Here is a 25084-nt window from a genome sequence, read left to right as displayed (position 1 = left end):
AAATGCAGCCTCTCATGCCCCATCTTCTCATGCACCCATCAGCTGTTCGCTGGTCTGCACCCGAGCACCCGCTGCGGCGAACCTGGCATTGTGCTTGGCAATAATCTCATCCGCAGTCTGGCCGTCTGAAGCCCAGGTGCTGTGCGCATCAGCAATGATGCTCACGTCCAGCCCGAGCGCCAGCGCGCCATCTGTCGTAGCAGCGACGCAAAAATCGGTCTGGGCACCCAGCAGTATCACCTTGCGCGCGCCATGCGCCTCCAGCCACTCCAACAATGCGGGCTGGCTGAATGCATCGCCCACGTTCTTGGAAAAGGTAGGCTCGTCGGGTCTCTGACCCAGCGCAGGCCATACCGGCCAGCCCGGCGCATCCGGCGCCAGTGGGTCTCCCGCTTCGGCATCATGCCGGATGAAGCACAGCGGGTGCTTGTTGTCCCTGGCCCACGCGATGACCGCACGCACCTTGTCCTGCAAAGGGCCGGCCTGATGGATAGGTTCGAACAGCTTGCCGTCAAACATGCCTGTTTGCAGATCAATGACAATGACGGCAGAGGTGCCGGGAGCAGCGGAGGTATCTGAAGTTTGCATGTTTATTTTCCGAGTTAAACGCAAAGGTAGACGCAAAAGCGATGGGAGCTAAAAGTTTAATGCATGACCGGCAGCGCCGCACCCAACAGCGCAAACATGCCTCCGCAACAGCGGTTGAAGCGCTTGCCACCGCGCTCCAGCCATGGACGCACGCGGTAGGCCAGACGTGCCAGCAGGTATTCCGTCGCAAATTCAATCACCGCAAAGGTAGCAGCCATGATCAGGAATTGCTGCAGCATGCTTTGCTGCTGATTGATAAACTGCGGCAAAAAAGCGCCGTAAAACAGCAAGGCCTTGGGGTTGGACATCGCAGAGAGCAGGCCCTGGCGAAACAGCGAGCCGCCGCTTTTGGCGTGAACCTGCCCCATGGGTGCCAGCTTGAGGTCGGGCGCGCGCCATAGCTGTATGCCCAGCCAGATCAGGTAAATGCCGCCGGCCCACTTCAGTATCGTCAGCGCATGCGACGATGTCTGCAGCAATGCGCCTATGCCGAACATCGACATGGCGATCAGCGCCACAAAGCCAATCACGCCGCCGCTGATGGTGAACAGGGTTTTTTTGTGCCCATATAGCGCGCCATGAGTTAAGGCCAGCAAGCCGTTTGGGCCGGGGGTGAGCGACAGGCCGATTGCCGCAATCACATAAATCAGCCAGGTATGTAAAGCCATTGTCGCATCCTCTTCAGTAAGCCTTATTCAATGAGGATAGTGTAAATGCGCAGCTTGTAAAGATATGGCATTATTTGGACATTGTTTGGCATTATTTGGACTTTGTGTTTATGGACAAAAATACCGTACCCGCGGATCCCGGCATTGTGCCGAACGTGCCTGATGTGCGCTTTCTACTGCTGCCCTTGCCGGACTTCACGATGCTGCCCTTCGGCGGTTTTTTGGACAAGCTGCGCTTTTCCGCCGATGAAGAAGACTATAGCCAGCAGCGCTATTGCACCTGGCAAGTACTGGGCAGGGAGATGGGCCATGTCAGGTCCAGTAGCGGCGTTGCGGTGGAAGTGCAGGTCACGCCGGAGCAACTGAATTTTTCGGATGTCGATTATCTGGTGGTCTTTGGCGGCAGGACGGCGCGGCTGACGCAAAAGCTGGCGTCCGGCTACAAAGCTCTGCTGAGGCAAGCCGCCGCGCACGGCGTCAAGCTGGTGAGCATAGACAATGCCTGCTTTCTACTGGCTGCCTGCGGCTTGCTGGCCGGGCACAAAGTAGCGATCCACTGGCGGCATGTGCAAGAGTTCCGCGCCGCGTTTCCTCTGGTGGACGTGGTGGAAGAGCAGATCTACTGCTTTGACGGCAACCGCATCAGTTGCGCCGGCGGCAGTGCGGCAATCGACTTGGCAGTGGAGATACTGACGCGCGAATGCGGCCGGGAGCGCGCGCTGAAGGGCCTGGCAGACATGCTGGTGGACGAAGCCAGGAGCAACCGCCACCGGCTGAAATCGCTGGATAAGGAAGCAGACGCAGGCCGGCATGTGGGCCGGGCGATAGGCCTGATGCGAGGCTTCATGGCTGAGAAAAAGACCACCGACGAGATAGCGGCCTTGATAGGCGTTAGCAGGCGCCAGTTGGACAGGCTCTTTATGGAAAGCTACGGCCAGACCGCACACGACTATTGGCGCGAACTGCGCCTGCAGCATGTACGCTGGCGCCTATTGAATTCAGATCACGGCCTTGCCGGCCTGGCGTATGAAGTGGGCATCCAGGACAGCAGTTATCTGTGCAAGGTGTTTCGCAAGCGGTTTGGAGAGAGCCCGGATGCGCTGCGCAGGAGAGAGGGTGCACAGGCTCTTTAATCCGCAGCAATGGCTTCTGTCTCCACCGCTTGGGCTGGCGCAATATTGCATGCCACTATGTGCACGCCGTGTTAAACAACGCACAGAGCGGCCATTTCCTCGGGCGCATCCTGCTTGTTCATCGTGTGCATTTGCAAAGTGAATCCAGGAGGTAATATGCTCAACGACAAATCAGCCATCGCCACCGTCGGCGTGAAGGACATGCAGGCTGCCGCTGCGTTCTATGAAGGCAAGCTGGGGTTGGAAAAATTTGCTACCGAAGGTGAGGAAGTGACCAGCTATCGCAGCGGAAAATCGATCTTCAATGTCTATCGCTCCGATTATGCAGGCACCAACAAGGCAACCGCCGTGACGTGGATGGTGGGGGATGAGCTGGATACCATCGTCAGCACGCTCAAATCCAGGGGCGTGGTCTTTGAACACTACGACCTGCCGGAGATGAAGCGAGAAGGCGATATCCATATCCACGGGGAGCTGAGGGTGGTGTGGTTCAAGGACCCGGACGGCAATATTCTGACGCTCGTTAACGGTTAGAGCTGGGAAGCCGCTAAAAATGAAAATGCCCGCAACGAAGCGGGCATTTCAGTGTTGCCGTCGGAGCAAAGCCGGCATACACCATCAGGCAGGCACAGCACCCCGCAAATTGTCGCTACGGCGCTCCACCGCCACGGATACTGCCATCACCACGATGCCGCCCAGTGCCAATGCCGCGCCTACCCAACCGGTAGAGCGCAGGCCCAGGCCCATCGCAATCGCCATGCCGCCCGCCCATGCGCCTAGCGCATTGGCGATATTGAAGGCGGAGTGGTTCAGCGCAGCAGCCACGGTTTGCGCATCGCCGGCCACGTCCATCAGACGGGTTTGTACCGCAGGGCCGATGGCGATGCCGGCGCCGATCGCGAACAGGTTGATCGCCACTGCCCACACGTTGCCGCTGGTGTAGGTGAATGCTGCCAGCGAGGCCGCATTCCAGGCCAATACGCCAAAGATGGTCCAGACGCGGGAGCGGTCTGCCATCCAGCCGCCGACGACGTTACCGATAGTCATGCCTATGCCGATGATGGCCAGCAGCAGCGATTCCATCCATGGCGATACGTGGGTGATTTCCAGCAGGGTAGGGGTCACATAGGTATATACCGCAAACATGCCGCCAAAGCCGATTGCCACCATCAGCAATGTCAGCCACACCTGCAGGCGGCGGAACACGCCCAGTTCACGGCGCGGGCTGGAATTGCCTGCATCGATCTTCGGCACAAAAATACGTACCAGCAGCATGGTCAGCAGACCGATGGCAGAGACTGCCATGAAGGCTGCGCGCCAGCCTACGCCTTGCCCCAGCCAGGTTGCCAGCGGCACGCCGATGATATTGGCCACTGTCAGCCCCAGCATCACCCGCGATACCGCTTGCGCGCGCTTGTCTGGTTGTGCCAGTGCCGCAGCGACCAGCGCTGCCACGCCAAAGTAGGCGCCATGCGGTATGCCGGCGATAAAGCGCGCCAGCACCAGCATGCCGTAGTTGGGAGCAAGCGCGCTGAAGAGGTTGCCAGCCACATACATCAGCATCAGGCAAACCAGCATCAGCCGGCGCGGCATGCGTGCCAGGAAGATGGTGATGATGGGCGCACCCACAACAACGCCTAATGCGTAGGCGCTGATCATATGCCCCATTTCCGGCAATGTCGTGCCCAGGTCATTGGCCACTACCGGCAAGATGCTCATCGACGCAAATTCACCGGTGCCAATGGCCAGGCCGCCAACGGCTAATGCCAGATCAGCCAGGCCGGAACCATACGGAGCCTTGATGGGGGGAGTAATCGGTGTGATGGTAGCGCTAACGCTATGAGATGCTGGAGACGGTTGAAGCGAATGATCAAGGGGGGAATGCATAAGCAGGGGAGGTAAAGAGGAGTCGGCAAAAAACGTGCAGCGAAGGCGAAGGATATCACAGGAGCAGGATCGAGGTCGGACTGACTACTCGGAGCTAGTCTGCAGCTTGTTTTTTTGCACAGGGCGAATCGGTATGCAGGAAGTGCTGCTGGCGGATGCATGCGCTAGAGTCAATTGTTGTTTTGAGCACCCGGCTATGGTCGCATGCGGGTAAAAATGCTTGCGTCAGAGCTTGCCAAGATAGTGATTTAATGGCAATCTTTTGGTCTAAAATATTTGAGCCTCGTACAGACCTGCAGGCCCGCACACTTCAGGAGAACACATGTTTGATCACGTCAAATTCGGCGTTAGCGACTTTGCAGCAAGCAAAGCCTTTTTTCTCAAGGCGCTTGAGCCTATAGGCATAACTATTGTCGGGGAGGGAGTGCCAAGCTACGGTGTCGAGCTTGCAGCAGGGGGCGAGACTTCACTATGCCTGCACCAAACCAATGAGAAACCGGCGCATCTGCATCTGGCCTTCGTCGCCGAGAACCGCCAGCAAGTTGACGCCTTTTATCGCGCGGCACTGGAGGCCGGTGGCAAAGACAACGGTGCACCCGGCGTGCGTCCGAATTACAACGCGACCTATTACGCCGCGTTCGTCATTGGTCCGGATGGGCACAATATAGAAATGGTTTGCCATAAACCAGAGGCCTGAACCATTCCGCATGTCCAAGCTTAAATAATGCAGACGGTAAGACGTGGCATGGAGGATACGATAGTGGAGTGCGTTGACCGATGTGATGCGCCACACTTGGCCTGCGATATTACAATTGGGCGTACCCGGCTTCTGGCCACGTCGTTTCATTTCATGGCGTCTCGGGCGTCTGCAACTCACGGATAGGGAGTGTTCTTTGCTCTGCAAACGGTGATAGTCGCGGTGAGCAGGCTGATGTAAAGGTTTTCAGGCTAATATTTCTCATTAAACCTGCCATATTGCACAGGTAAAAATTGCCTTGAAGTCATTTAACTATTTTGCGATCAACATATACTAAATAACTACACTGACGCAAAATAGGAAGTCGGATGAACTATTGGCGCAAGGTAGTACTATTTTTCCTGGCATGCTTCATTGTGTCTGCAGAAGCCCAGCAGGCTCAGCCCTTGCCTTTTATTGAAAACCCCACCATCAAGCGGATGGCGGAACGGTATGCGTCTGAAGCCATCGAAGTGTCCAAGAGCCGGTTTGGGGTCTCCCTCAACTATTCCGCCGAGAGCATCAACGACGTCAGCAAAATCCTCGACAAGCTGCACCAGTCCTATGTGGCCCGCAAGGGCGATATGATGGATGAGGAAGTGATGTTGATGTCCAAGAGTTTTGGCAGCTACATCGGTGAGGTGATACGCCGCCGCCATGACGCAGAATGGGGAACCGCCAATTTTGAAGGCCAGGATTTTCCAGCCGTAAGGTCTAGGGCGGGCCTGGTCTATCTGCCCTGGTCGCGCGCCGCGAGCCGCATAGTTACCGGCCCGGGTGCAGCCTTGGCCGATGATCTGCAGACTTTGGTGCAACGATAGGCCGTCTGTGTATAGTCAATCAGTGCGTTGCCCAGTCACGCTTGATCTGCCTTTCTAGCTGGGGCCGGATTGACGCTCAACGCCGCCTGGTCGCCAGCCTTATTTTCACCAGCAGCCACGGCACAGGCCACGCAATGAAGAAGCCGATGATCAAGCCTTTGACGAGCTGCCACGGCAATACCGGTAGCGGCAGCGTGTCTGCCAGCTTCAATACTTTTTGCAGCAGGATAAAGGAGATAATACCGGTCAGCGCAGCCAGTATCCTGTTCCTGCAAGCCGGAAGGACGTTAAAGCCGAGCAGCTTCTCTTCATAATGCAGGCCCACGATGCCGCCGGCCATCCAGGCGGCGATGGTGACAATATAATCCGGCGGCACGGCCTTGTTGGGCCAGCACAGCAGCGCAGCCGTGGTCACTGCCGTAATTGCGGTCATGCTCCAGGCCGGATGCCTTTGCCATAGCCATTTACGGTCCTTGATCTGGATGAAGGCGATCAGCGTCAAGGCCCCCAGCGCAGCGCCCACCAGCACATCCTCCAGATCGTGCGCACCCAGGTACAGGCGGCTGAGGATGACACCCAATGTGATCAGCGAACAGGCTATCCAGACCCAGGTGCGCTTCATCTCGTAAGCCAGCCACATCCATATCACCACCGCCAGTTGCGCATGGCCGCTGGGCAGGCCATAGCTATTGCCCACCAGATCATCCAGCCGCAGCGCCAACGGCGGCCGCGGGTCCTGGAACAGGTCTTTGACAAAGGCATTGAGCAGGGCGCTGAACATGATCAGCAGCATCACCCTGAAAAAAATGGTCTTGCTCAGCGCCCAGTAACCCACTGCCATGAAGAACATGATGAAGGTGGAATACCCCAGCCAGGACAGCGCAAAGGCCAGTGTGGTCAGTGCAGGCGTGCGCAGCGGCAGTACCCATTCTATGTTGTGCAGCAGGTCTGTCATGTTGGCGCCGACTGGGTTTTTTATTGGATTGTGGTCCGGGGGGCGGAGCTTGCGGGTGCGGCCCGCAGTTTCAGCAGGGCCAGCACCGGCACTGATGTCTGCTAGTGGGCTGCTTTCGCCTTGGCGATCAGTGCATCAACGACCTGTAGTGTTGCCTTATACAGCGTAGGGCGTGGTGTACCTGGGTTTGCCTCGTCCACCATTGCCGGGTTGGTCAGGTAGCGGCCATCAACGACCAGCGTTGGTGTGCTGTCCACCTGGTAGCCAGCGACAACGCGTGCCAGGTTGCGTAGCTGAGTCGTGACTGCGAAGGAATTGTAGACTTCAGTGAACTTGGCCTTGTCCAGCCCGTTCTTGGCGGCCCAGTTGATATTGTCGGCATCGGTCAGCAGGCGCTGGTGTTCCACATGCCAGGTGCGTTCTATCTTGTCATGCAGCGCATCTTCATTCTTCATCGCCTGCAAGGTAAGAAACAGATGCGCCTCTGGATCTGCAGGGCCGGTATGCGGCACGTGGATGCGGCGGAAGACGATATTGTCTCCCTGCTTCTTCACCCATTCCTGCAAGGCGGGTTCCAGCTCATTGCAGGCCGGGCAGTGGTACATAAAAAATTCTATGACTTCTATCTTCTTGCCTACAGTCTGGCTGCTCTGGGGAGACTTCAGCGTTTGATAGTCTGCGCCGTCCTTCGGGCTGGCGGGAGAAGCAAAGGCGGTGCTGGCGGCGAGGGCCAGGGCGGTGATGGCGATACTGAAAATGCGCATGGATGTCCTTGTCAGTGTAGGGAGTAACTCAGTAATTATGTTAGTGATACTAGTGATAGCAAGGGTTTTCGACAAGCAGCCGTGGGAAACGTTCCATTGGCAGTATATTTTCGCTCCGCCGGGTTTGGCCCACGCTAATCAGCAATTGGTGGTTTGTCATGGCTTTGTGGCCTGGGCCTGCTTTTTAAACGCCTCCACCGCCTGCGCATATTCGGATGAGGCCTTCAGCCTGTCCAGATAACGGATCTTGCGCTTGGCGCTCTTTGCTATTGAATAGTCGGACAGGCTGCCGCGAGCGCCGCAATACATGCGGCAGGATGCGGGTGCTTGCGGGTTTGCCCTGTCGCTCAGGCGCAGGTTCTTGTCGGTTAACTCCACTTTCAGCGTGCAGTGAGGCTCGCCCTCCAACGGCTTTTGCGGATCATGATAGACGAGGGCGCCGTTTTCATAGCCGGCGATACCGCTGATGCTGCAGCTATGGCCGTTATAAAACTGCAGCTCGGCGCGCAGATAGATGTGGGAAGCGTCGTAGGGTACGATCTCTATGATATCTTCCGCCTCATATTTCTCATCCGCTTCGCCAGGCGCCTTGCCCGGGGAGATAATGCCGCTGGTAAAGCGATGCTTGTAGACGCCCTGCATGTCGTCAATCAGCTTGCCGGCCGGTGTGTCGGCGGCAAAGGCCGGCAGCGCAAAAAAAGCACATGCCAGGATAAGGACTATTTTCTTCATGGTCGCCTCTGGTCCGTGGTTAGGGAAATCGTCATGGTCTGTCATGGCCTGTATTTGATCGTATTCACAATATTCAGTTCTCAGTCCACTGCAATCGCGGGATTACCACTGCGGCTGCTTGGCATTGATCTCCACACGGCCGTTACCTTCTTGCGCCACAAATGTTCCCTGCACCTGGCCTGCCGCAGAGACTTTCCACACATGGCCGACATAGGTGCTCTGGAAAAATTGTTCGCCCGGTTTGATATCGGCGTAGTGTACCGGTTTTCCGTCAAAATCCAGCCAGTCTATCGAAACCACGGCGGGCAGGTGGTTGATGAAAAAGATACCGCTAGGGCCGGAGGAATTTCTCGGCGATGCCGACGGCGTGTTTTTGTCGGACGTAGCACCCAGCCCCAAGTCTGGAATTTCGTTTGCAGCTATTTGCGCAGGCCAGCTAAAACTGCCTGCCTTGGCGATATCAAAGCCGGCCAGATGCCTGCGCTCGCCTGCAGGTCGCGAGGCGGGTTTGGCATAACGCCATTTGCCGTCGCCAAAGGCTTCCTTCAATAATGCCGCAATGGCCGGGTCGTAAGCCTTGAGCTGGGCACGGGTGCGGATATCGTTATGGTCCTCATCTTGTCCGCGAGCGCAATCAAACCAGGATTGTGCTGCAGAGGCCCAGTACTCTGTGCGATTGGTCATCGCGTATGTGCCTTTCCACAAGCCTGTTGCCCTGGCGTGCTCATAGGCAGCCAGCAGGCGGCGGTCAAAGCTGGGGTCCAGCGTGACCATGCCCGCTTCATAGACGGTATGCGCAAATTCGTGGATCAGGATATTTTCATCCGGATACGGGTCGCCAGGCAGGTTCAGCAGGTTTTCTTCGCCGGCGCTGGTCGCTGGGTGTGGGGGCGTAGCGCCTATGCCGCGTGCGCGGCGGTCCCAATAGCTCTTCGGTGCGAGGTCGCTGTGCTCAGGCACATCGGTCGTCATTTCCGACGGCGCCATCACGACAAAACGGATATTTTTATCCGCAATGGCACGCAAGATATCGGGCCGCCGCCCCACCATGTGATAGATCAGGTAAGCGGCTTCCGCGACAGCATGGTCCGACACCTTGGCAGTGGCGACCACCGGAAAGCCGCCCACGTCGGTGTACTTTGCATAAACAGACGACAGGTGCAGCTTGGCGACCAATGGAGCAGGGGGAGCAGAGACTCTTTGGGCTTGCGCGGGAGCAGCAGCGGCAACAGCCAGGCCAACGCCCGCCAGCAAACTGCGAAGATGTGAGGAAGGTTTAGCGATCATGGCTTTTGCCTCACCTTGCCAAAATGCAGCGACAGATAAATGCCCATGGCGAACGCGCCCAGCAGCAGGGGCAAACATTCCGGATCAAGCGCAGTCGCTATCGGGAATGCAGCAAGCAAAAACAGGCCCACCACGAAGTTGAAAAAGCCCCACAGGAAGTTCAGCAGGGGCGAGGAATTGCCCACACCACGCGGCTTGGCGAAGGGAGTCTGGAAGGGCGAGCCCTGCAGCGCGCAGGCCACATGAGGAATGCAATTGCAGAGGAAGGCGCCTGCGAAGAAGTGCGCGAGGTAGTGCATGGAAATATTCAACTCCTGATGGCTATTTTCTTAGCGTTTCTTAAGGTTTTTTGGATGAGGCTTTTTCTTTGCCTCTTACCCATCCTATCGACAGCACATAGCGGCTACCGCCCTCCACACGCGTTACGCTGTGTTCGCAGGCATCGGGCCTGAATAGCTTGATGCGCTTGCTGGAGTAGATAGGGGTGGCGCACACGAACTCGCCGCCTGCTCTCGGCGATTTGAGTATGAGATTCAGGCGGTAGTGCCGGCCTGCCTGCACCGGATCGGTATGCGGCGGAATTTCGGAACCTTCGGGATAGCGGATCAGGTAGCTGTCAAAGGGTAGCGGCCACGGCGCGGTGAGCAGCAGCATCTTGTCATAGCCGGTGCCCTGGCGGCCGCGCTGCCAGCGAAAGGCCAGCGCCAGATATTTGCTAAAAGCGGACGAGCCGGTCATATTTCATTGCTAAGTGATAATCAAGAACAGTAATATATATGAGATATCTAACACTTTCCCATGCAGGCAAAGATTAAATTTGCCTGCAGAGGGGTATAAAACCAAAGGAGACCGAGTATGCAGTTTACAAAAAAATTAATCCCGGCAGCACTGATGGCGGCTAGCCTGGTTTTGACCATGTCTGCACACGGCCAGGGGCGACCGGACTCTGCGGCGCTGATCGCGGCACAACGCGCAGCCATGCAGCCGCTGGCGATACTGGATGGGATCTGGCGCGGCCCGGCATGGACAATCTTGCCGTCCGGTGAAAAGCACAATATTACGCAAACCGAACGCATGGGCTCTTTCCTGGATGGCTCGGTCAAGGTGATAGAAGGGCGGGGTTACGAAGCGGATGGACGCGTCAGCTTCAATGCCTTCGGCACCATTTCCTACGACCCTGCCACCAAGGCTTACACGCTGCATTCCTATGCTATGGGGCAATCGGGCGACTTTCCCATTGTGCCCAGTGCCGATGGCTATGAATGGACCATCCCGGCAGGGCCGGGAACGACAATCCACTATAAGGCCACCGTCAAGGATGGCGTGCTGCATGAGGTAGGCGACCGCGTCGTCGTCGGCAAGGAGCCGTTCCGTTTTTTTGAAATGACATTGAAACGGATAGGCGATACCGACTGGCCGGCGGCTGGTGCCGTTCCCATGAAGTAGGCTTTGCGCGGGGCCGTGGAGATGGGCACCCGCGAGCTAGCGCAGGGCTTTATCGGCTAGGCCATGTCGTATTTGGATCGCCGTTGGCCCAGCGTTTGCACTGCGCCAGATACCCCGGCTGCCCCCAAACTTCCAAAATGGCAGGGCCTGTGATTCTGTCGGCGAGGGACGCGGTTTTTTCCTTGTCCTGTGCCATACAGGCAAATTTAGTGAAATTATTGATATTCCATTGGTCGGGATATTTCTCCAGAACGTCGTCAATGCCAAGTTTCATCGTGGGCCAATCAACCAGGGTATCTGAAAACAGCTCGTCATAATACTGAGTCTGGGCCGCGTACCAATAGATCCTCGCATACATGCCAAAGCCTTCCTGCGCTTTTGTTTTTTCCATTGCTTGTCTGGCGAATGCCTCCACAGCTTCAGCGCTTCCGCCCCATTTCGGCACGTAGTAATCGATCGCCGCAAAGTAGAGCTGATAGAACAGCGGGTAGCGCGTGCTTGCCTCCGAGATCAGCGCTTGAAATCTATGCTCCGGCCAGCTTTGGACGCGCGCAATCATCTCCATCAATTCATACCAATGGGGATCTGCGGATGCCGTCTTTTTGTGTTTTTCCAGATAGACACGTGCTTTTTCCATGTATTCAAGAAAGGGTTTCCAGTCTTCATCCCGTACGGTATTCGAGTATCCTTCCCCTCGAATACGCCAGCCACGGCTGATCAGGAATTTTGCATGTACCAATTGCGCTGTGCTTGATCGGGGATAGGCAGCCTCCCATTTCTTGAGCGACAGTTCTGCCTGCTTCCAGGCTTTCTCATCTTTTTTGAGGCAACAAAACCGGGATGAAATGCCTAGATAGAAAGTCGTCAGGTCCCAGACGCCGCTTGAGGTGCGCGAACCGGAGTCGCGCTGCTCATTGGCCATATTTTCCAGCTGGGAAAATTCTTCCTTTTCAAAGAGATGCTTTACCTCCTGGCGCAGGCTTGCGCGTTCTTCCAGTTCGCCTGCACAAACGACGCCTGAAAGAAATAGGGGAAGTAGCAATATGCCTAGAAGCAAGGCGAGTCTTGTTTTCATTATTTATTGGGATGGAGAGACGACGATAAGTAATGTTGCCACAATGAAATTGACAAAGCAACATCTTGATCGGAATTGACGCGCGGGCATCCGCATCTGTAGATGGGGGCATTCCATCGGCATGTACTCAACGGGCTGAGGTAGTTGCGTGGGTGCAGGAGGGATAGTAAATGTTAAATGCTGCATCGCAATTTTTTGACATTGCTTAACATTTTAAGAAGCTTCTCTTTTTTGCTTCAGGACATAAAACCAGTAAGCTCAAGACTTGCTTCTGGAGATGATGATGACCACTGCAGAAATTCTAAGAATCATGATGACACCGAGATTCCACGGAGAGCTGCCTACGCATGTAGAGCTGGCGGGGATCTGGGCTCAACGGCTGTCCGATCTGTCCGGCAAACTGAGCGATGCGGATTTGTATCCGCTGATGGTGATAGGTTCTCTGGTGTACCAGAAGGCTTGCCAGGATATTGAGGCGGATGAGCAAGCCAGCCTTGTGATTGAGATGGCGCGCCGCGGATGACGGTGTTTGGCCGTTTTTGGCTGTATATGCCGTCTTTGATTGAAGGAATGGGCGAGGCAGACATGTGTCTGCCCCTTAGGCGGCTTGTTTTACGCGGCGTTAAACAAGGCTGAAGTGCGGATCAGCCTCTGTTGCAAACTATTAAGCCGGTATCTGCAACGGCGCGAATGATTTGACCAAATCGTCCAGCGCCTTCAGTTGCGCCAAAAACGGTTCCAGCAAATCGAGTGGAAGCGCGCTTGGGCCATCGCATTTTGCCTGTGATGGGTCTGGATGGGCCTCCAGGAACAAGCCAGCCATACCTAGCGCAATACCGGAGCGTGCCAGTTCGGCCACCTGTGCACGGCGTCCACCGGATGCTGTGGCGCCTGCTTCGCGTTGTTGCAGCGAGTGGGTTACGTCAAAGATGACGGGCAAGTCACCCGTTACTTTTCTCATCACGCTGAAACCCAGCATGTCCACAACCAGATTGTCATAGCCAAAACAGGTGCCCCGGTCGCACAGGATCAACTGGTCGTTGCCGGCTTCCTTGAATTTTTCGACGATATTCGCTACTTGGGATGGGCTCAGGAACTGAGGTTTCTTGATGTTGATGACCCGGCCGGTTTTGGCCATCGCTACGACCAGGTCTGTCTGGCGCGCGAGAAAAGCCGGCAACTGTATGACATCTGCCACTTCCGCCACCGGCTGTGCCTGCCAGGGTTCGTGCAAATCGGTGATGACGGGTACGCCGAAGGTTGTCTTGACTGCTTCCAGTATTTTCAAGCCTTCTTCCATCCCCGGACCGCGATAAGAGTGTATCGATGAGCGGTTGGCTTTGTCGAAGCTGCCTTTGAAGACGTAGGGAATTCCCAGTTTTTGGGTAACGCGCACATACTCTTCGGCCGAACGCAATGCCAGGTCTTTGGATTCAAGAACATTGATGCCGCCGAATAATACGAAGGTATTTTGGTTGCTGACATGAATGGATGGAGTGATTGAAATAGTGCTCAAGTATTTTCCTTGGTGTCAAATTGCATTCGTAAGACATAGATTTTAATGGAGGATGTCAATTTGCGCTCTTTTTGGAACGCATTTAAACCGTCCGCGGGTAGAAAAACTCCCGGCGGCGGCCAACTTCGATCCGCCCCCTTATTTGGAATCAAACCAGGCCTTGGCGACTACGAAGAGGAATAGCAGCACGCCCACAGGTAGCATGAAGACGAATATCTCAAGCAGCGAACCCTGTCCTCTGAGTGCAAGCGCGATCAGGCCTAAGCCCATCGCGGCGACGCTTGCTATCAAAAAAACAATGTTTGAGACGATATTGCTGCTGTCGCCGAAGATGGAATAATCGTCATCATCCGACGACGTTAACCATAAAAACGGCAGCAAAATAGTCATCCAGGCCCATTTCGGCAAGGGGTGGCCCGACTTTTCCGTCCAGCTCAAGATGACGAGTAAAAATAAGCCGATGGCGGCTATCAGCAGATAACGGGGCATGCTTCCCTATGGCATTTCATGGAGTTGGTGATGCGGGCATGGAGGAATTTAGCGTAGCCACTATGTTTCCGCAACGGTAATGTTTGAATTATCGCAAAGCAGGCGGGGCGGCTCAGATATGCCCAGGCCACCAGTTGCGGCATCCCTCGCTTTATGACCTGCACATGACCTTATCGCTTTTTCGTCTTAAATACATCAAAACGCGACGGCCACAATGCTTGCCCGAGCACTTATCTTGCGTTATCCGGGCGGTAGATATACTATGAATATTGCCATATGGAAATAATTTATCTCTTGTACGAGGGATAAATCAAACCGCATGGCGGCTACAGGCTGGATTGACCAAGTATGTGCGCTTCGTTGTATGTCGCGCCTCTGGTCATTCATGCCGCTGGCCGTGCCTTTGTATCTGCATCGGCGCCGGCTGGCAATGGAGGGACGCAATAAGAATAAGGGACGGCTTTGTCAACGGCCTTCAGCGGCTTTCGTCGGTTTGGAGGTTGGGTAGTTTAGTGGTTTGACACAGGCGCACTATTTTCACATTCAAACCAATGGAAAAAATGAAAGCATATTCAAAATTAGCCTGGATCGCAGGCGCCGGCCTTGGCCTGGCTTCTTTGCTGGCGAGCAGCGCAGCCCTGGCAGAGCCGGGTATTACTTCAGACACGATCACGATAGGGCAGTCTGCCGGATTCACCGGTACCGCCGCTGAAGAGGTAAAGCAGGCGACTGCCGGTGCGCAGCTTTATTTTGACATCATCAATAAGCAGGGTGGCCTGTTTGGCCGCAAGATCGTGCTGGAATCACTGGATGACGGCTTTGAACCCAAGCGCACTGCAGAGAATACCCGCAAGCTGATCGCCGACAAGAAAGCCTTTGCCTTGTTCCTGTATCGCGGCACGCCGACGACGGAATCGGCGCTGCCTTTGATCAGCGAAGCCAAGATACCGTTGATTGCACCTGTCAGCGGCGCCTCATCGCTGCACGAGCCTATGCAGCACTACCTGTTTAATGTGCGCACCAAATACCGCGAAGAAGTGCACTCTGCAGTGACGCAGTTGTCCGGCATGGGCCTGAAGCAGATCGCAGTGCTGGCTTCCAACGATTCTTTCGGCCTGGATGCGCTGGAAGGATTGAAGGAATCGATCAAGAAGAACAAGCTGCCTGAGCCGCTGATCGCCAACTATGAACGCAACACGGTAGCGGTGGAGGGCGCAGTGCAAAAGATACTTGCTGCCAAGCCGCAGGCGGTACTGTTGTTTTGCACGGCCAAGCCTTGCGGCGCTTTCATCAAGCAATACCGCGCAGCGGGCGGTTTGCAGCAATTGGTGACCTTGTCCAATGTGAGCTCGCAGGTTTTCCTGCAGGATCTGGGCAAGGATTCACGCGGCCTGGGCATGACGCAGGTGTTTCCTAATCCGCGCAGCCCTAGTGCAAAAATTTCCAAGGAATTTGTGACTGCGCTGAAGAATCGCTCGGAACTGTCGGATTCTTATCCTACGCTGGAGGGCTTTATCTCTGCCAAGGTGTTGGTGGAAGGCTTGCGCAGGGCAGGCGCCAAGCCAACGCGTGAAGGCCTGGTAACCGCGCTGGAAAGCATGGGTGGCTACGACCTGGGCGGCGTATCGCTGAACTACGGTCCAGCCAGCCGTGACGGCGTCAGCTTCATAGAGCTGACTGTGATCGGCAAAGATGGTTATGTGCTGAGGTAAGTTTTGCTTCGGATTCACCGCATCGGACGATGCGGTGAACACGGGTTTGTCAGCAGGAGTGAGGAGCCCGCTGCATCTGCTGCAGTCGTTAAATCGTGCAGCTATTCGCGGCCCGATAATCGATCACCTTGATTTTCCCTGAGATGATGTCCTGCCGCGCGGCATTGATGCGCTTTTCCATCGCGGGCGAAACCAGTGCGCGGTTGTCCTTGTCCAGCGCCCAGTCCACGCCGCCTTCCTTCAGGCCCACGCTGGTGACGCCACTCTGGAAGTGGCCGGCTTTCAGTTGCATGAAGCTGTCGTAGACTGCATTGTCCACCCGCTTCATCATTGATGTCAGCATGGTGCCGGGGTAGAGGTAGTTCTGGTTGGAGTTGACGCCGATTGCCAACTGGCCTTTTTCTTTCGCGGTTTGCAGTATGCCCAGGCCGGTGCCGCCCGCCGCGCCAAACACCACATCCACGCCGCGTTCAAACTGCGCGCGCGCCAGTTCGCCGCCCTTGGCCGGATCATTCCAGGCGGAGGACGTTGTGCCTACCATGTTCTGGCTTAGCTCCACCTTGGGATCGACGGCTTTTGCGCCCTGTTCATAGCCGCAGGCAAATGCGCGTATCAGCGGAATATCCATGCCGCCGATGAATCCTATCTTTTTGGATTTGCTCGCCATCGCTGCTGCCACGCCGACCAGGTAAGAACCTTCTTCTTCCTTGAACAGCACAGACTTCACATTATCGCCCTTGGCCACACCGTCTATCAGCACGAACTTCACTTTCGGGTATTCGCCCGCTACGGTTTGTACCGCCTGCGCCTGGGAAAAGCTGATCACCGCGATCATATCCACATTCTTGCGGGCCAGGCTGCGCAACACTTGCTCGCTTTGCGTGGTGCTGTTGACTTGCGCTTCCAGTACAGGGAGCCTGGTTTCTTTTTTGAAGCGCTCTACGCCATCGGAGGCAGACTGGCTGAAGGAGCGGTCAAACTTGCTGCCGTCATAGACAACGGCCAGCTTCAAGTCTGCCGCATGAGCGGCGCTGGTCACCAAGGTGGTAAGGGCAAGACAGATGATACTGAGCTTCATGGCGGCGCTTTCCTGAGGATAGGGCAGAATGAGACTCAGATTGCCATGAATGTATTGATAAGGCAACATTCATGGGAGTGGGAGAGCTAAGGAGATTTGGCCGGGAGCGAGGCCGGGTCGGCAGCCTTGGGCGCTTCCGCGCTTTTTTGAGGGTCTGAGGTGCAGATATCCCAGATGGACACGCCCTTGGGTATATATGCGATTTCCTGGGCAAAGCGATAGGCGGCAAAGATCAAGCCGGCGCCAAACACCAGCAAGGCCAGGATCACTTGAAGATTGGATAATTTCATATCGCCCCGCAAAGGCAAAACACTTGTCCAGAGTAAGCATGAAGTATAAGGGAGCAGTAGTGGCAGGGACATAGGACAAATTGTCCTATGTCCCTTTATGGCAAGAACAGCAATAGCGGCAAAATTAGTGTGAGTGCGAGTTTGCATCGGCAGCGCTGCTATTCAGCGGTCGGGCGATGGCGGTGACCTCAAGCGTTTCCTTTTTCTTGTCCTTGCCTTCAAATACCAGAGTAACCGGCACCTTGTCGCCGTCTTTGACCTGGGCCTTCAGGTCCATCAGCATGATGTGAAAGCCGCCCGGTTTGAGTTCAAGCGCCTGGCCTGCCGGCATATCGAGGAAGGCTACCTGCCGCATTTTCATCACATTATCCTGCATGGCCATCTGGTGGATTTCCACTATGCCGGCCACGGGAGATTTCGCTTCCACCAGACGCGTATCCTTAGCGGAGCTTAACTGCATGAAGGCGCCGGTTGCCTTTTGTTGTGGCACGGTGGCACGCACCCATGCATTGTCAACCTTGACTTGCGCCTGCGCGGTACCCAGCACCGCCAGGAACAGGGCGGCGGATGCGGAAAATTGTTTCAGGTAATTCATGGTGTATCTCCAATCGGTGAAAAGTTAAACGGCGCTGTGCCGTTTTACCTTGTGTTTAGCTTGTGTCTTATCTGGTCTTTAGGCCGTCTGTATCAGGCTGCGCAAATCCTGTGCGCACTGTTCAGCGCTCTGTTCATGCCTGAGCGCCAGCCGCAGGCGGTTTTCTGCATCGAACACATAAGTGATGGCGGTGTGGTCCATCGTGTAGGAGCTGCCGCTGGGTACTTTCTTGTAAAAGACCTTGAAGTCGGCTGCCACCTTGGCCGTCTGTTCTGCCGTGCCGTTCAGCCCCAGGAAGCTGGGATCAAAAGCCTGCATGTATTGCGCCAACAGCTCAGGCGTATCGCGTTCGGGATCGATGGTGACAAACAGCACCTGTACCTTGCCGCCATCCGCACCGAGCAGCTTGCGAATTTCTACTGCGCGCGCCAATGCGGTAGGGCAAACGTCCGGGCATTGCGTGAAGCCAAAGAACAGCATCACATACTTGCCCTTGAAATCGCTCAGCGCATGTTCACGCCCGTCTGAGCCGTGCAGCTTGAAGTCGGCGCCATAGTCGGCGCCTGTCAGGTCTATGCCATTGAACTTGGGTTGCGGCTTGCTGCAAGCTGCCAGCGTCACTGAAGTGAGCAGGCTGAGACCAGTGACGGTGATAAAAGAACGGCGATCCATCATTGCTCCCCGCGAGGAAATGAGCTTGCGAAGGCAAGATGCGTGGGTCGGATGTTACTGAGTGTAGAAGTTGTTGCAGGCATATTTGCCTCCTGATATTGGGTGTTTACATGTGGAGCCCCGTTCCACGGCAGGCCAAGCCAGACGGGAATAGGCAGGCGTACACTGCCGCCAAACAGCTGGCAGTGTGCAGCGAATATCAGGAGATGAAGGGCGGGGCGCGGGGATTCGCTTGCGACCACAAGAATAGCGGTGCCGGCGAATGGTAAAACAGCGGAGGGAATTGGGCAGCTTCCATACCAAGAGCGAATTGCCCCGGCAAACTCACCGGCAACGCAAATGAGCCTGCATGGCTCAGGCATAAAGGGCAGTGTTCCAGATGATGCAGCTTGGTGTCCGGTGATGATTTCCCGGACTCAGGCTTGGCGATCGCAGCTGTGAGTGATAGTGACTTATTGCTGCTGGTGCTGCATATCTCGCCCAGACCGGCAGGTGGCTGTCTGCTGGCCAAGGCATAGGAAATCGAAGGGGCGAACGCATTCAGTAGGATCGCGAAATAAGCGATCCATAGCGGTAATTTGCTTCGTCTGAAAAAATATCCCATGCATGCATTATAGCGAATATGTGTGAGCTGATAAAAACGGCTAAACAAATCGCCCACGTCACCCTCTGCCAAAAAGCACACAGGCGGCAAATTAAAACTTGTCAATTCAGTTACAGGCCAGCACAATCAAAATACCGGGGCTGCATATTGAAAATCGATACAAATAAGCATACAAGCACGCATATGAAACCAAAAATAGAATCCGTGATCCTGGCTGCAGATCTGGTCGGCACCGTTGTCTTTGCGATAGAAGGGGCGATGACAGCCATGCATGGCGGGCTGGATTTGCTGGGTGTGATGGTGATCTCTTTTGTGGCGGCACTAGGCGGTGGCGTGATCCGTGATGTGCTAATAGGCGCAACCCCGCCGAATGCGATACGCGACTGGCGCTATCCGGCGCTCACTTTTGCCACAGGCTTTCTTACGTTTATCTTTCATCATGCGGTGCAGGCCATCCCGGGCATGTTGCTGGTCGTGCTGGATGCCGCTGGTTTGGCGCTGTTCGCCGCTGCCGGTACCAGCAAGGCCACGCTGTACATGATACGGCCTTTTGTCGCCATGCTGCTGGGTACGGTCACCGGCGTAGGTGGCGGGGTGATACAGGATATTTTGCTGGCACGAGTACCGACCGTGCTGCACTCTGATATCTACGCCACGGCCGCCTTCCTGGGCGCTTTCCTGATACTGACGTGCCGTCGCTTGGGGCTGTCGATGACGACCTCCGCCCTGATAGGCGGTACCGCCTGCTTTGCGTTGAGGCTGGCAAGCGTGCTCCTGGGCTGGCATTTGCCCAAGGCTGATGGTTGGTAATGCATCTTCTAGAGTGTTGAGGTAGCGATTTGTTGAGAATGAAAATAATGTGGCTTGAATTTTGATCGTCACGGCAGTTGAAACCCCTTGGCCACGAAGATCGCGCGTGCGCTTGCACTGCGCAGATAGTTGAAAAACTCCCTGGCAAGATCGGGGTTGTTTGCATTGGCTGACAAGGCCGCTGCATATACGGTGGTCTTGCCGTAGGGCGCGGGCAAGGGCCCCGCCAGCTTCGCGCCTTTTACCGGCAGTATCTCGGTGATCTGCTGCACACCCAGTTCCACCTCGCCGCGTGCCACCGGCTCTACCGCATAGCCGCCTTCTGCCAGTATGGTCTTTGCCTGCATCTGGTCGGCAATACCCATGCGCTGCAGCACTTCTGCAAAATGCTTGCCGCTGGTACCTTTGTCGGGCGCTACATAGACTATGGATCTGGCGGCGAGCAGGGTTTGCCTTAGCGTGTCCGGCGTGGAAATATCCGACATTGCCGCACCTTCTTTGACGGCAATGCCCACTGCAACTATTCCCAATGCAAAGCTGCTGCCCGGTACGGTCCAGCCTTTGGTTTCAGCTTCGGCCATGGCTTCTGCTGAGAGGATGATGGCATCCTGCTGCGCGCCCTGGGAAAGTCTTCGCAGCAGTGTGCCCACCGGCGCATATTCGATGACTACGTGGCGGCCTGTAGATTGTTCATAGCGTGCTGCCGCTTCATTCAGTGCGGACTGGGCTGCACCCGCGCTATAGATGCGCAGGTCGGCCGCGCCTGCATGCAGGGTCAATGTGGCAAGCAGCACACCGCCCAGGCGTGCTGCCAGCTTGAGTGGCGTGTTCATCGCTCGCCTAGGCCAGTTTGAACTTGAGCTGCCCCAGCTTTTCTATCGTGCTGGTGATTTCATCGCCGGCCTTCAGCCAGACTTGCTGGTCCTTGGGTTTGCCTGCGATCACGCCATGCGGAGTGCCGGTGAAAATGATGTCGCCCGGTTCCAGCGTCCAGTGCTTGGAAATATAAGACACCATCTGCTGGGTATTGAAAATGAAATCGCTGGTAGTCCATGACTGGCGTACTTCGCCGTTGACATGGGTTTCTATCTTCAGCTTGTTCGGATCGCCGACCTTGTCTGCAGACACGAAGTAGGGGCCGATAGGCGCAAAATTGTCCAGCGTCTTGCCTATCATCCACTGGCCGGACGGGGTTTCCAGTTGCAGGTCGCGCGCGGAAAAATCGTTGGAGGTGCAATAGCCGGCGACATAGTTCAGCGCATCCGCTTCGGATACGTTGCGTGCTGCCTTGCCGATCACGATCAACAATTCGGTTTCATAGTCGAACTTGTAGGCCACATCTTTCGGCGGCAGCGTGATCGTGCATTGGTGCGCCGCCAGCGAATTATTGTACTTGTTAAACAGCGGCGGTACGCGCGGTTCCTGCATGCCGACTTCCTGTGCATGGCGCTTGTAGTTCAGGCCCACGCAGACGATCTTGCCGGGATGGGTGAACAGCCGGCCGTAAGTGATCTTGGATTCATCCAGCCAGGCGGCCTTGGCTTTTGGGCTGTTGCTGGCGGCAATCAGTTTGTTCAGGCCGGCGGCATTGCCGTCTTTCAGCAACTCATCCAGCGTAAGCGGTGTGGCGATGCCCAGCAATTGGGATGCCGCTTTTACGTCCAGCAGGCCGGTATCGGTTTTCACGGCCAGGGTTTCGCTGCCATCCTTGTTGACGATGGAAGCCAGCGTCACATTGCGCGGCATCTCATGCGGGCCTTTGTATTTCCCACCGGGAGCTTCCTTGGCGGAAACATCGCTGGATATGCCGGCGGCGGCAATGCCGACAACGGAGGGGGCAACAGCGGCGGCGCCTGTGGAGGCAAGAAAATCGCGGCGTGTGGTCATGGTGTGTCCTTTCAAATGGCGCAGCAGTGCTGCAGTTTATTCGAGCGGGAAGGCGATTGGAAAAGGCCAACGTCGGAGTCTCCGGTTCTTTTTATAGACTGCCATCGCACCATCGTGACGTGTGCCTGCGGATTATTATGTTCCAAACTGCCGCTTGTTGCTTGGAAGCGACTAATTTGCATTCCTTCAGATGCCTAGTGTTGCCTGGGGTTACTATAGGTCATCATTTGACTTGATCTGGAATGAGAGCTACATTCAATTGGCAGCTCGTTCAAAGAAGCCTGGCCTGCTGCGGAATCTGCTGCAGAAATAAAAATGATCAAACGGTTTGATTCAGCTATACCTGCTCTATCGACATTGTGTTTCACTGACCCATAAGGAGTTTTGCCATGAAATTGTCCAAAATATTTACTTCTTTTTTCTTTGCGCTGATGCTGGCATCGCTGTTTGGTTGTGCATCCACTGCCACGCGCGAAGGCACCGGAGAGTATTTTGATGATACTGCCGTAACGGCCAAAGTAAAGGCTGCGATCCTGGGTGATTCCATGCTCAAATCAGCCGAAATCAATGTGGAAACCTTCAAGGGTGTTGTGCAGTTGAGCGGCTTTGTCAGCTCGGATGCGGCGATCAAGCGCGCTGTGGAAGTGACGCAGGGCGTGAAGGGCGTTAAATCCGTCAAGAACGACATGCGGCTGAAGTAGCGCATCTCGCTCGCTTCCATAAAATGCCCTGGCTTGCCGGGGCATTTTTATTTGTACGCTTTCATTTCTATCTTCTTTGTATTGCCGCTTGATGATAAAGCGGCGGCACCGGTACGCCAATCCTGCCCCTGCATAAAAAAGCCTCTTGGCTTTGCATAAGTGGCGCCAGCCTGATATATTTGCTCGCCTTTTCAGCGACTGCATTGACCCTGCATTGACCATGCATAAGCCACCGCAGCCATCATTCGGCCTATTTATCGCACCTGCATAGGATTTCATCGTGATTCGCCATACTCCTGTTTCTGATGCGCGCAAACTCATGCGCGCATTGCTTGTTCTTTCTGTTCCTTTTTTTGTTTCGGCGTGTGCGCAGATCGCACCGCAGCAGCCTGTTCCGGCGGAGGCGGTTGCTGGCCGCCCGCCAGTCATCCTGGTTTCCATAGACGGCTTTCGCCCTGACTATCTGACGCGCGGCGTAACTCCCAACCTGAATGCACTGGCAGCATCAGGCGCGCGTGCCGAAGCGATGCTGCCTTCCTTTCCGTCGATTACCTTCCCCAATCACTACACGCTCGTGACGGGGCTAAGGCCGGATCATCACGGCATGATAGGCAATACGATGGAAGACGCGAGGATACTTCCCAATCCACGCTTCAAGCTCAGCGACCGCGATGCAGTAGGTGACCGGCGCTGGTGGGATGAGGCCGAACCGGTATGGGTAACGGCGGAGAAGCAGGGTGTACGTACCGCAACGCTGTTCTGGCCGGGTACCGACGCAGATATCCACGGCGTGCGCCCTAGCCAATGGCTGCCTTTTGACGGCAAGCTGCCCGCCGATACGCGTGTGGATACCTTGCTGGGCTGGATGGATAAAGCGCCATCGCATTACGGTTTTTATACGCTGTATTTTGATGACGTAGATCATGCAGGGCACGATTTCGGTCCCGATACGCCGCAGGCAGGCGAAGCTGCCGCGCGAGTGGACGCGGCAATTGGCCGCCTGCTGGCAGGGCTGAAGGCGCGCAATATCGTTGCCAATATCGTCGTTGTATCCGACCACGGCATGGCCAGCATCAGCAAGCAGCGCCAGATACGCCTGGACCAGGTTGCGCCCGCCGACAGCTTTCGTACGATCACTTACGGCACCAGCGGCGGCATACAGGCCCAGCCCGGCAAGGAGGCTGTCCTGGCAGCTGCCTTGCTGAAGCCGCAGCAGCACATGCAGTGCTGGCGCAAGGAAGATATCCCTGCGCGCTACCAGTTTGGCCATAATGCACGCATACCGCCATTCTTTTGCCTGGCTGACGTAGGCTGGATGATATTTCCCGATGAAGAGCGCGCGGAGAAAATGCGTGATGGCGGCGCCCACGGCTATGACAATACCGCACCTGAAATGAACGCACTGTTCATCGCTTCCGGCCCGGCGTTCACGCATACAGTGCTGAAGCCTTTTGATAATGTGGATGTGTACCCGATGGTGATGTCACTGATAGGTGTAAAGCCGCTGGCCAATGACGGCAGCATCACGCCTTTGTTGCCGGCGCTGAAAACGTCTGGCACCCAGTAACAAGAAGTGTATTGGCGGATGCTTGCACGTTCGCCGCCCTCGCGTCGTTGTAGCACCGCCATTGCGCCAGTTATGCAAGTTTGACAAGGTAGGTAAATTCCATCACAGTAAAGCTTTTCTTTCATAGCCCAGCTCATGCGACCTCGCTTCCGGCTCTCATCTTTAGCCTGTTTGCTTCCTTGTCTGCTGATGAGCAGCGCCGCTGTCCTGCTGGCCGGGTGTGCTAGCCAGCAGGCTTCGCTGAATCCGGGTAACACCTTAAAGATCAAACGCATGGCCGTCGTGTCCGTCGCAGCACGGACATTCGTGCAGCAAAGTTCTGGCATCAATGGCGGCGGGCAGGAAGAGCTTGATATCGTCAACTGGAAGCTTGACGATCATTATGAAAAACTTTTTGGCGCCGAGTTGCAGAACCGCTTTCATTTCAGCGTGGCCAGGTCGCCGTATTCTCCCACTTCCTTTTTGCCGGTGAACGACATCCTTGAATCCTGGGATCAGCCCGGCGAACCCAGCCCGGAATGGAGTTCCATCCAGATCGCGGGCAGGGCGCATTGCCGCAGCAATAACCTGGATGCCTTGCTGATTATTGGGCGAAGCACCAGTATGGATTTTCTTGCCAATACCAGCCACGGCCTGCGCGGGGCGGGCATCTATACCAGGGATACGCCGGCTTCCCATATCTCGGCCATGCACGTGATCGCCAAAGTGATACTGTTTGATTGTGCGACGGCCAAAGTACTGGCGGTGCGCAGCGTTGGCAACATCGCCGAAGATTCAAGCACGGGTAGGCCGGATGTGGCGCCCGTGCTGGCGATCGACCCCGAAGAAGCACGCATTTCGATTGCAGAGTGGAGTTCGGCGCGCAGGCAAAAAGTCAGGACCGAGCTTGGCAACTTGCCCGCCAAAACCGTCGCCGATACGCTGAAGAGCTTATTTACGCCGGTAGCCAGGGACAAAAACCTCTTCTAAATACCGGGACTGCCTCGATTATTCTTCAATCACCGGCTATCAGATTCAAGCAGCGCAGATGCCAAAATGCGACAGGCTGGGCAAGAGCCCTAAACTTTTCTT

The 25084-nt window shown here is 55.7% G+C and carries 30 protein-coding genes; 11 read left to right on the top strand and 19 right to left on the bottom strand.

All coding sequences use genetic code 11. The annotated features are described in order from the left end of the window. Nucleotides 1-27: 27 nt before the first annotated feature. Together IEW12_RS04335 and IEW12_RS04330 are read right to left on the bottom strand one after the other, a co-directional pair. Nucleotides 28-588 carry an isochorismatase family protein gene (locus IEW12_RS04335; protein WP_188564727.1) on the bottom strand — a complete coding sequence of 187 codons (561 nt, stop codon included), beginning with the start codon at nt 586-588 and terminating at the stop codon, nt 28-30. A 56-nt stretch (nt 589-644) separates the two neighbouring features. Beyond that, the gene (locus IEW12_RS04330; RefSeq protein WP_188564726.1) at nt 645-1256 is read right to left on the bottom strand and encodes a LysE family translocator; all 612 of its coding nucleotides are present in this window, start codon (nt 1254-1256) and stop codon (nt 645-647) included. Nucleotides 1257-1366: 110 nt separating this feature from the next. On the opposite strand from IEW12_RS04330, the gene IEW12_RS04325 reads away from it, so the two are divergent. Then, nucleotides 1367-2389 (top strand): GlxA family transcriptional regulator, encoded by a 1023-nt coding sequence (locus tag IEW12_RS04325; RefSeq protein WP_188564725.1) that lies wholly within the window; start codon nt 1367-1369, stop codon nt 2387-2389. Between the two features lie 156 nt (nt 2390-2545). Continuing rightward, on the top strand, nt 2546-2923 hold the full coding sequence (locus IEW12_RS04320; protein WP_188564724.1) for a VOC family protein: 378 nt from the start codon (nt 2546-2548) through the stop codon (nt 2921-2923). A gap of 84 nt (nt 2924-3007) precedes the next feature. On the opposite strand, the gene IEW12_RS04315 is transcribed toward IEW12_RS04320, so the two are convergent. Then, entirely contained in the window at nt 3008-4276 is a 1269-nt protein-coding gene (locus IEW12_RS04315; protein ID WP_188564723.1) for an MFS transporter, read from the bottom strand. A 322-nt stretch (nt 4277-4598) separates the two neighbouring features. On the opposite strand from IEW12_RS04315, the gene IEW12_RS04310 reads away from it, so the two are divergent. After that, nucleotides 4599-4973, top strand: coding sequence for a VOC family protein (locus tag IEW12_RS04310; RefSeq protein ID WP_188564722.1), 375 nt, complete (start codon nt 4599-4601; stop codon nt 4971-4973). Between the two features lie 368 nt (nt 4974-5341). Further along, a complete protein-coding gene (locus IEW12_RS04305) occupies nt 5342-5833 on the top strand; it encodes a hypothetical protein (protein WP_188564721.1) in 492 nt (163 codons plus the stop codon). Between the two features lie 76 nt (nt 5834-5909). Here IEW12_RS04305 and IEW12_RS04300 read toward each other — a convergent pair whose 3' ends face one another. From IEW12_RS04300 to IEW12_RS04275, 6 genes are all read right to left on the bottom strand, one after another. Continuing rightward, nucleotides 5910-6788 (bottom strand): phosphatase PAP2 family protein, encoded by an 879-nt coding sequence (locus tag IEW12_RS04300; protein ID WP_188564720.1) that lies wholly within the window; start codon nt 6786-6788, stop codon nt 5910-5912. Between the two features lie 101 nt (nt 6789-6889). After that, entirely contained in the window at nt 6890-7552 is a 663-nt protein-coding gene (locus IEW12_RS04295; RefSeq protein WP_188564719.1) for a thiol:disulfide interchange protein DsbA/DsbL, read from the bottom strand. Nucleotides 7553-7708: 156 nt separating this feature from the next. Further along, nucleotides 7709-8329, bottom strand: a complete 621-nt coding sequence (locus IEW12_RS04290; RefSeq protein ID WP_188564718.1) for a hypothetical protein — start codon at nt 8327-8329, stop codon at nt 7709-7711. A 57-nt stretch (nt 8330-8386) separates the two neighbouring features. Then, nucleotides 8387-9571 (bottom strand): VHL beta domain-containing protein, encoded by a 1185-nt coding sequence (locus tag IEW12_RS04285; RefSeq protein WP_188564717.1) that lies wholly within the window; start codon nt 9569-9571, stop codon nt 8387-8389. Next, nucleotides 9568-9882 (bottom strand): hypothetical protein, encoded by a 315-nt coding sequence (locus IEW12_RS04280; RefSeq protein WP_229750910.1) that lies wholly within the window; start codon nt 9880-9882, stop codon nt 9568-9570. Before IEW12_RS04280 ends, IEW12_RS04285 begins: the two co-directional genes overlap by 4 nt. A gap of 28 nt (nt 9883-9910) precedes the next feature. Further along, nucleotides 9911-10309 carry a 2OG-Fe(II) oxygenase family protein gene (locus tag IEW12_RS04275; protein ID WP_188564716.1) on the bottom strand — a complete coding sequence of 133 codons (399 nt, stop codon included), beginning with the start codon at nt 10307-10309 and terminating at the stop codon, nt 9911-9913. A 117-nt stretch (nt 10310-10426) separates the two neighbouring features. On the opposite strand from IEW12_RS04275, the gene IEW12_RS04270 reads away from it, so the two are divergent. Continuing rightward, on the top strand, nt 10427-11017 hold the full coding sequence (locus IEW12_RS04270; RefSeq protein ID WP_229750909.1) for a DUF1579 domain-containing protein: 591 nt from the start codon (nt 10427-10429) through the stop codon (nt 11015-11017). A 49-nt stretch (nt 11018-11066) separates the two neighbouring features. On the opposite strand, the gene IEW12_RS04265 is transcribed toward IEW12_RS04270, so the two are convergent. Beyond that, nucleotides 11067-12092 (bottom strand): DUF4034 domain-containing protein, encoded by a 1026-nt coding sequence (locus IEW12_RS04265; RefSeq protein WP_188564715.1) that lies wholly within the window; start codon nt 12090-12092, stop codon nt 11067-11069. Nucleotides 12093-12402: 310 nt separating this feature from the next. Between IEW12_RS04265 and IEW12_RS04260 the strand changes: the two genes are divergently transcribed. Further along, nucleotides 12403-12615, top strand: coding sequence for a hypothetical protein (locus tag IEW12_RS04260; RefSeq protein ID WP_188564714.1), 213 nt, complete (start codon nt 12403-12405; stop codon nt 12613-12615). Between the two features lie 141 nt (nt 12616-12756). Here IEW12_RS04260 and kdsA read toward each other — a convergent pair whose 3' ends face one another. Together kdsA and IEW12_RS04250 are read right to left on the bottom strand one after the other, a co-directional pair. Next, nucleotides 12757-13608, bottom strand: coding sequence for a 3-deoxy-8-phosphooctulonate synthase (kdsA, locus tag IEW12_RS04255; protein WP_188564713.1), 852 nt, complete (start codon nt 13606-13608; stop codon nt 12757-12759). A gap of 138 nt (nt 13609-13746) precedes the next feature. Beyond that, nucleotides 13747-14097, bottom strand: a complete 351-nt coding sequence (locus IEW12_RS04250) for a hypothetical protein (protein ID WP_188564712.1) — start codon at nt 14095-14097, stop codon at nt 13747-13749. A gap of 560 nt (nt 14098-14657) precedes the next feature. Between IEW12_RS04250 and IEW12_RS04245 the strand changes: the two genes are divergently transcribed. After that, nucleotides 14658-15809, top strand: coding sequence for an ABC transporter substrate-binding protein (locus IEW12_RS04245; RefSeq protein ID WP_188564711.1), 1152 nt, complete (start codon nt 14658-14660; stop codon nt 15807-15809). Nucleotides 15810-15897: 88 nt separating this feature from the next. On the opposite strand, the gene IEW12_RS04240 is transcribed toward IEW12_RS04245, so the two are convergent. The 5 genes from IEW12_RS04240 to IEW12_RS04220 form a co-directional block, all read right to left on the bottom strand. Continuing rightward, nucleotides 15898-16887 carry a BMP family lipoprotein gene (locus IEW12_RS04240; protein ID WP_188564710.1) on the bottom strand — a complete coding sequence of 330 codons (990 nt, stop codon included), beginning with the start codon at nt 16885-16887 and terminating at the stop codon, nt 15898-15900. A gap of 86 nt (nt 16888-16973) precedes the next feature. After that, nucleotides 16974-17177: a hypothetical protein gene (locus IEW12_RS04235; RefSeq protein WP_188564709.1), complete on the bottom strand. Its 204-nt coding sequence runs from the start codon at nt 17175-17177 to the stop codon at nt 16974-16976. A 124-nt stretch (nt 17178-17301) separates the two neighbouring features. Further along, nucleotides 17302-17772 carry a copper chaperone PCu(A)C gene (locus tag IEW12_RS04230; RefSeq protein WP_188564708.1) on the bottom strand — a complete coding sequence of 157 codons (471 nt, stop codon included), beginning with the start codon at nt 17770-17772 and terminating at the stop codon, nt 17302-17304. A 78-nt stretch (nt 17773-17850) separates the two neighbouring features. Further along, a complete protein-coding gene (locus tag IEW12_RS04225; protein WP_188565647.1) occupies nt 17851-18444 on the bottom strand; it encodes an SCO family protein in 594 nt (197 codons plus the stop codon). A 199-nt stretch (nt 18445-18643) separates the two neighbouring features. Next, nucleotides 18644-19105 (bottom strand): DUF2946 domain-containing protein, encoded by a 462-nt coding sequence (locus IEW12_RS04220; protein WP_188564707.1) that lies wholly within the window; start codon nt 19103-19105, stop codon nt 18644-18646. A gap of 126 nt (nt 19106-19231) precedes the next feature. Here IEW12_RS04220 and IEW12_RS04215 point away from each other — a divergent pair, with 126 nt between their 5' ends. Next, complete coding sequence (locus tag IEW12_RS04215) at nt 19232-19858, top strand: trimeric intracellular cation channel family protein (protein WP_188564706.1); 627 nt, start codon at nt 19232-19234, stop codon at nt 19856-19858. Between the two features lie 68 nt (nt 19859-19926). Here the strand turns inward: IEW12_RS04215 and modA are convergent, their stop codons facing one another. Both modA and IEW12_RS04205 read right to left on the bottom strand, forming a co-directional pair. Beyond that, a complete protein-coding gene (gene modA, locus IEW12_RS04210; RefSeq protein ID WP_188564705.1) occupies nt 19927-20691 on the bottom strand; it encodes a molybdate ABC transporter substrate-binding protein in 765 nt (254 codons plus the stop codon). Between the two features lie 7 nt (nt 20692-20698). Then, a complete protein-coding gene (locus IEW12_RS04205; protein ID WP_188564704.1) occupies nt 20699-21745 on the bottom strand; it encodes a fumarylacetoacetate hydrolase family protein in 1047 nt (348 codons plus the stop codon). A 389-nt stretch (nt 21746-22134) separates the two neighbouring features. On the opposite strand from IEW12_RS04205, the gene IEW12_RS04200 reads away from it, so the two are divergent. From IEW12_RS04200 to IEW12_RS04190, 3 genes are all read left to right on the top strand, one after another. After that, nucleotides 22135-22446: a BON domain-containing protein gene (locus IEW12_RS04200; RefSeq protein ID WP_188564703.1), complete on the top strand. Its 312-nt coding sequence runs from the start codon at nt 22135-22137 to the stop codon at nt 22444-22446. 280 nt (nt 22447-22726) lie between these two features. Beyond that, nucleotides 22727-24013, top strand: a complete 1287-nt coding sequence (locus IEW12_RS04195) for an alkaline phosphatase family protein (protein WP_229750908.1) — start codon at nt 22727-22729, stop codon at nt 24011-24013. A gap of 189 nt (nt 24014-24202) precedes the next feature. Beyond that, nucleotides 24203-24982: a hypothetical protein gene (locus IEW12_RS04190; RefSeq protein ID WP_188564702.1), complete on the top strand. Its 780-nt coding sequence runs from the start codon at nt 24203-24205 to the stop codon at nt 24980-24982. Nucleotides 24983-25084: the final 102 nt, after the last annotated feature.

Origin of the sequence: Parundibacterium terreum, assembly GCF_014636315.1 — a bacterium.
Taxonomy (GTDB): domain Bacteria; phylum Pseudomonadota; class Gammaproteobacteria; order Burkholderiales; family Burkholderiaceae_D; genus Undibacterium; species Undibacterium terreum.
The sequence above is the reverse complement of the archived record's forward strand: the minus strand, read 5'-3'. Positions and strand labels throughout refer to the sequence as shown.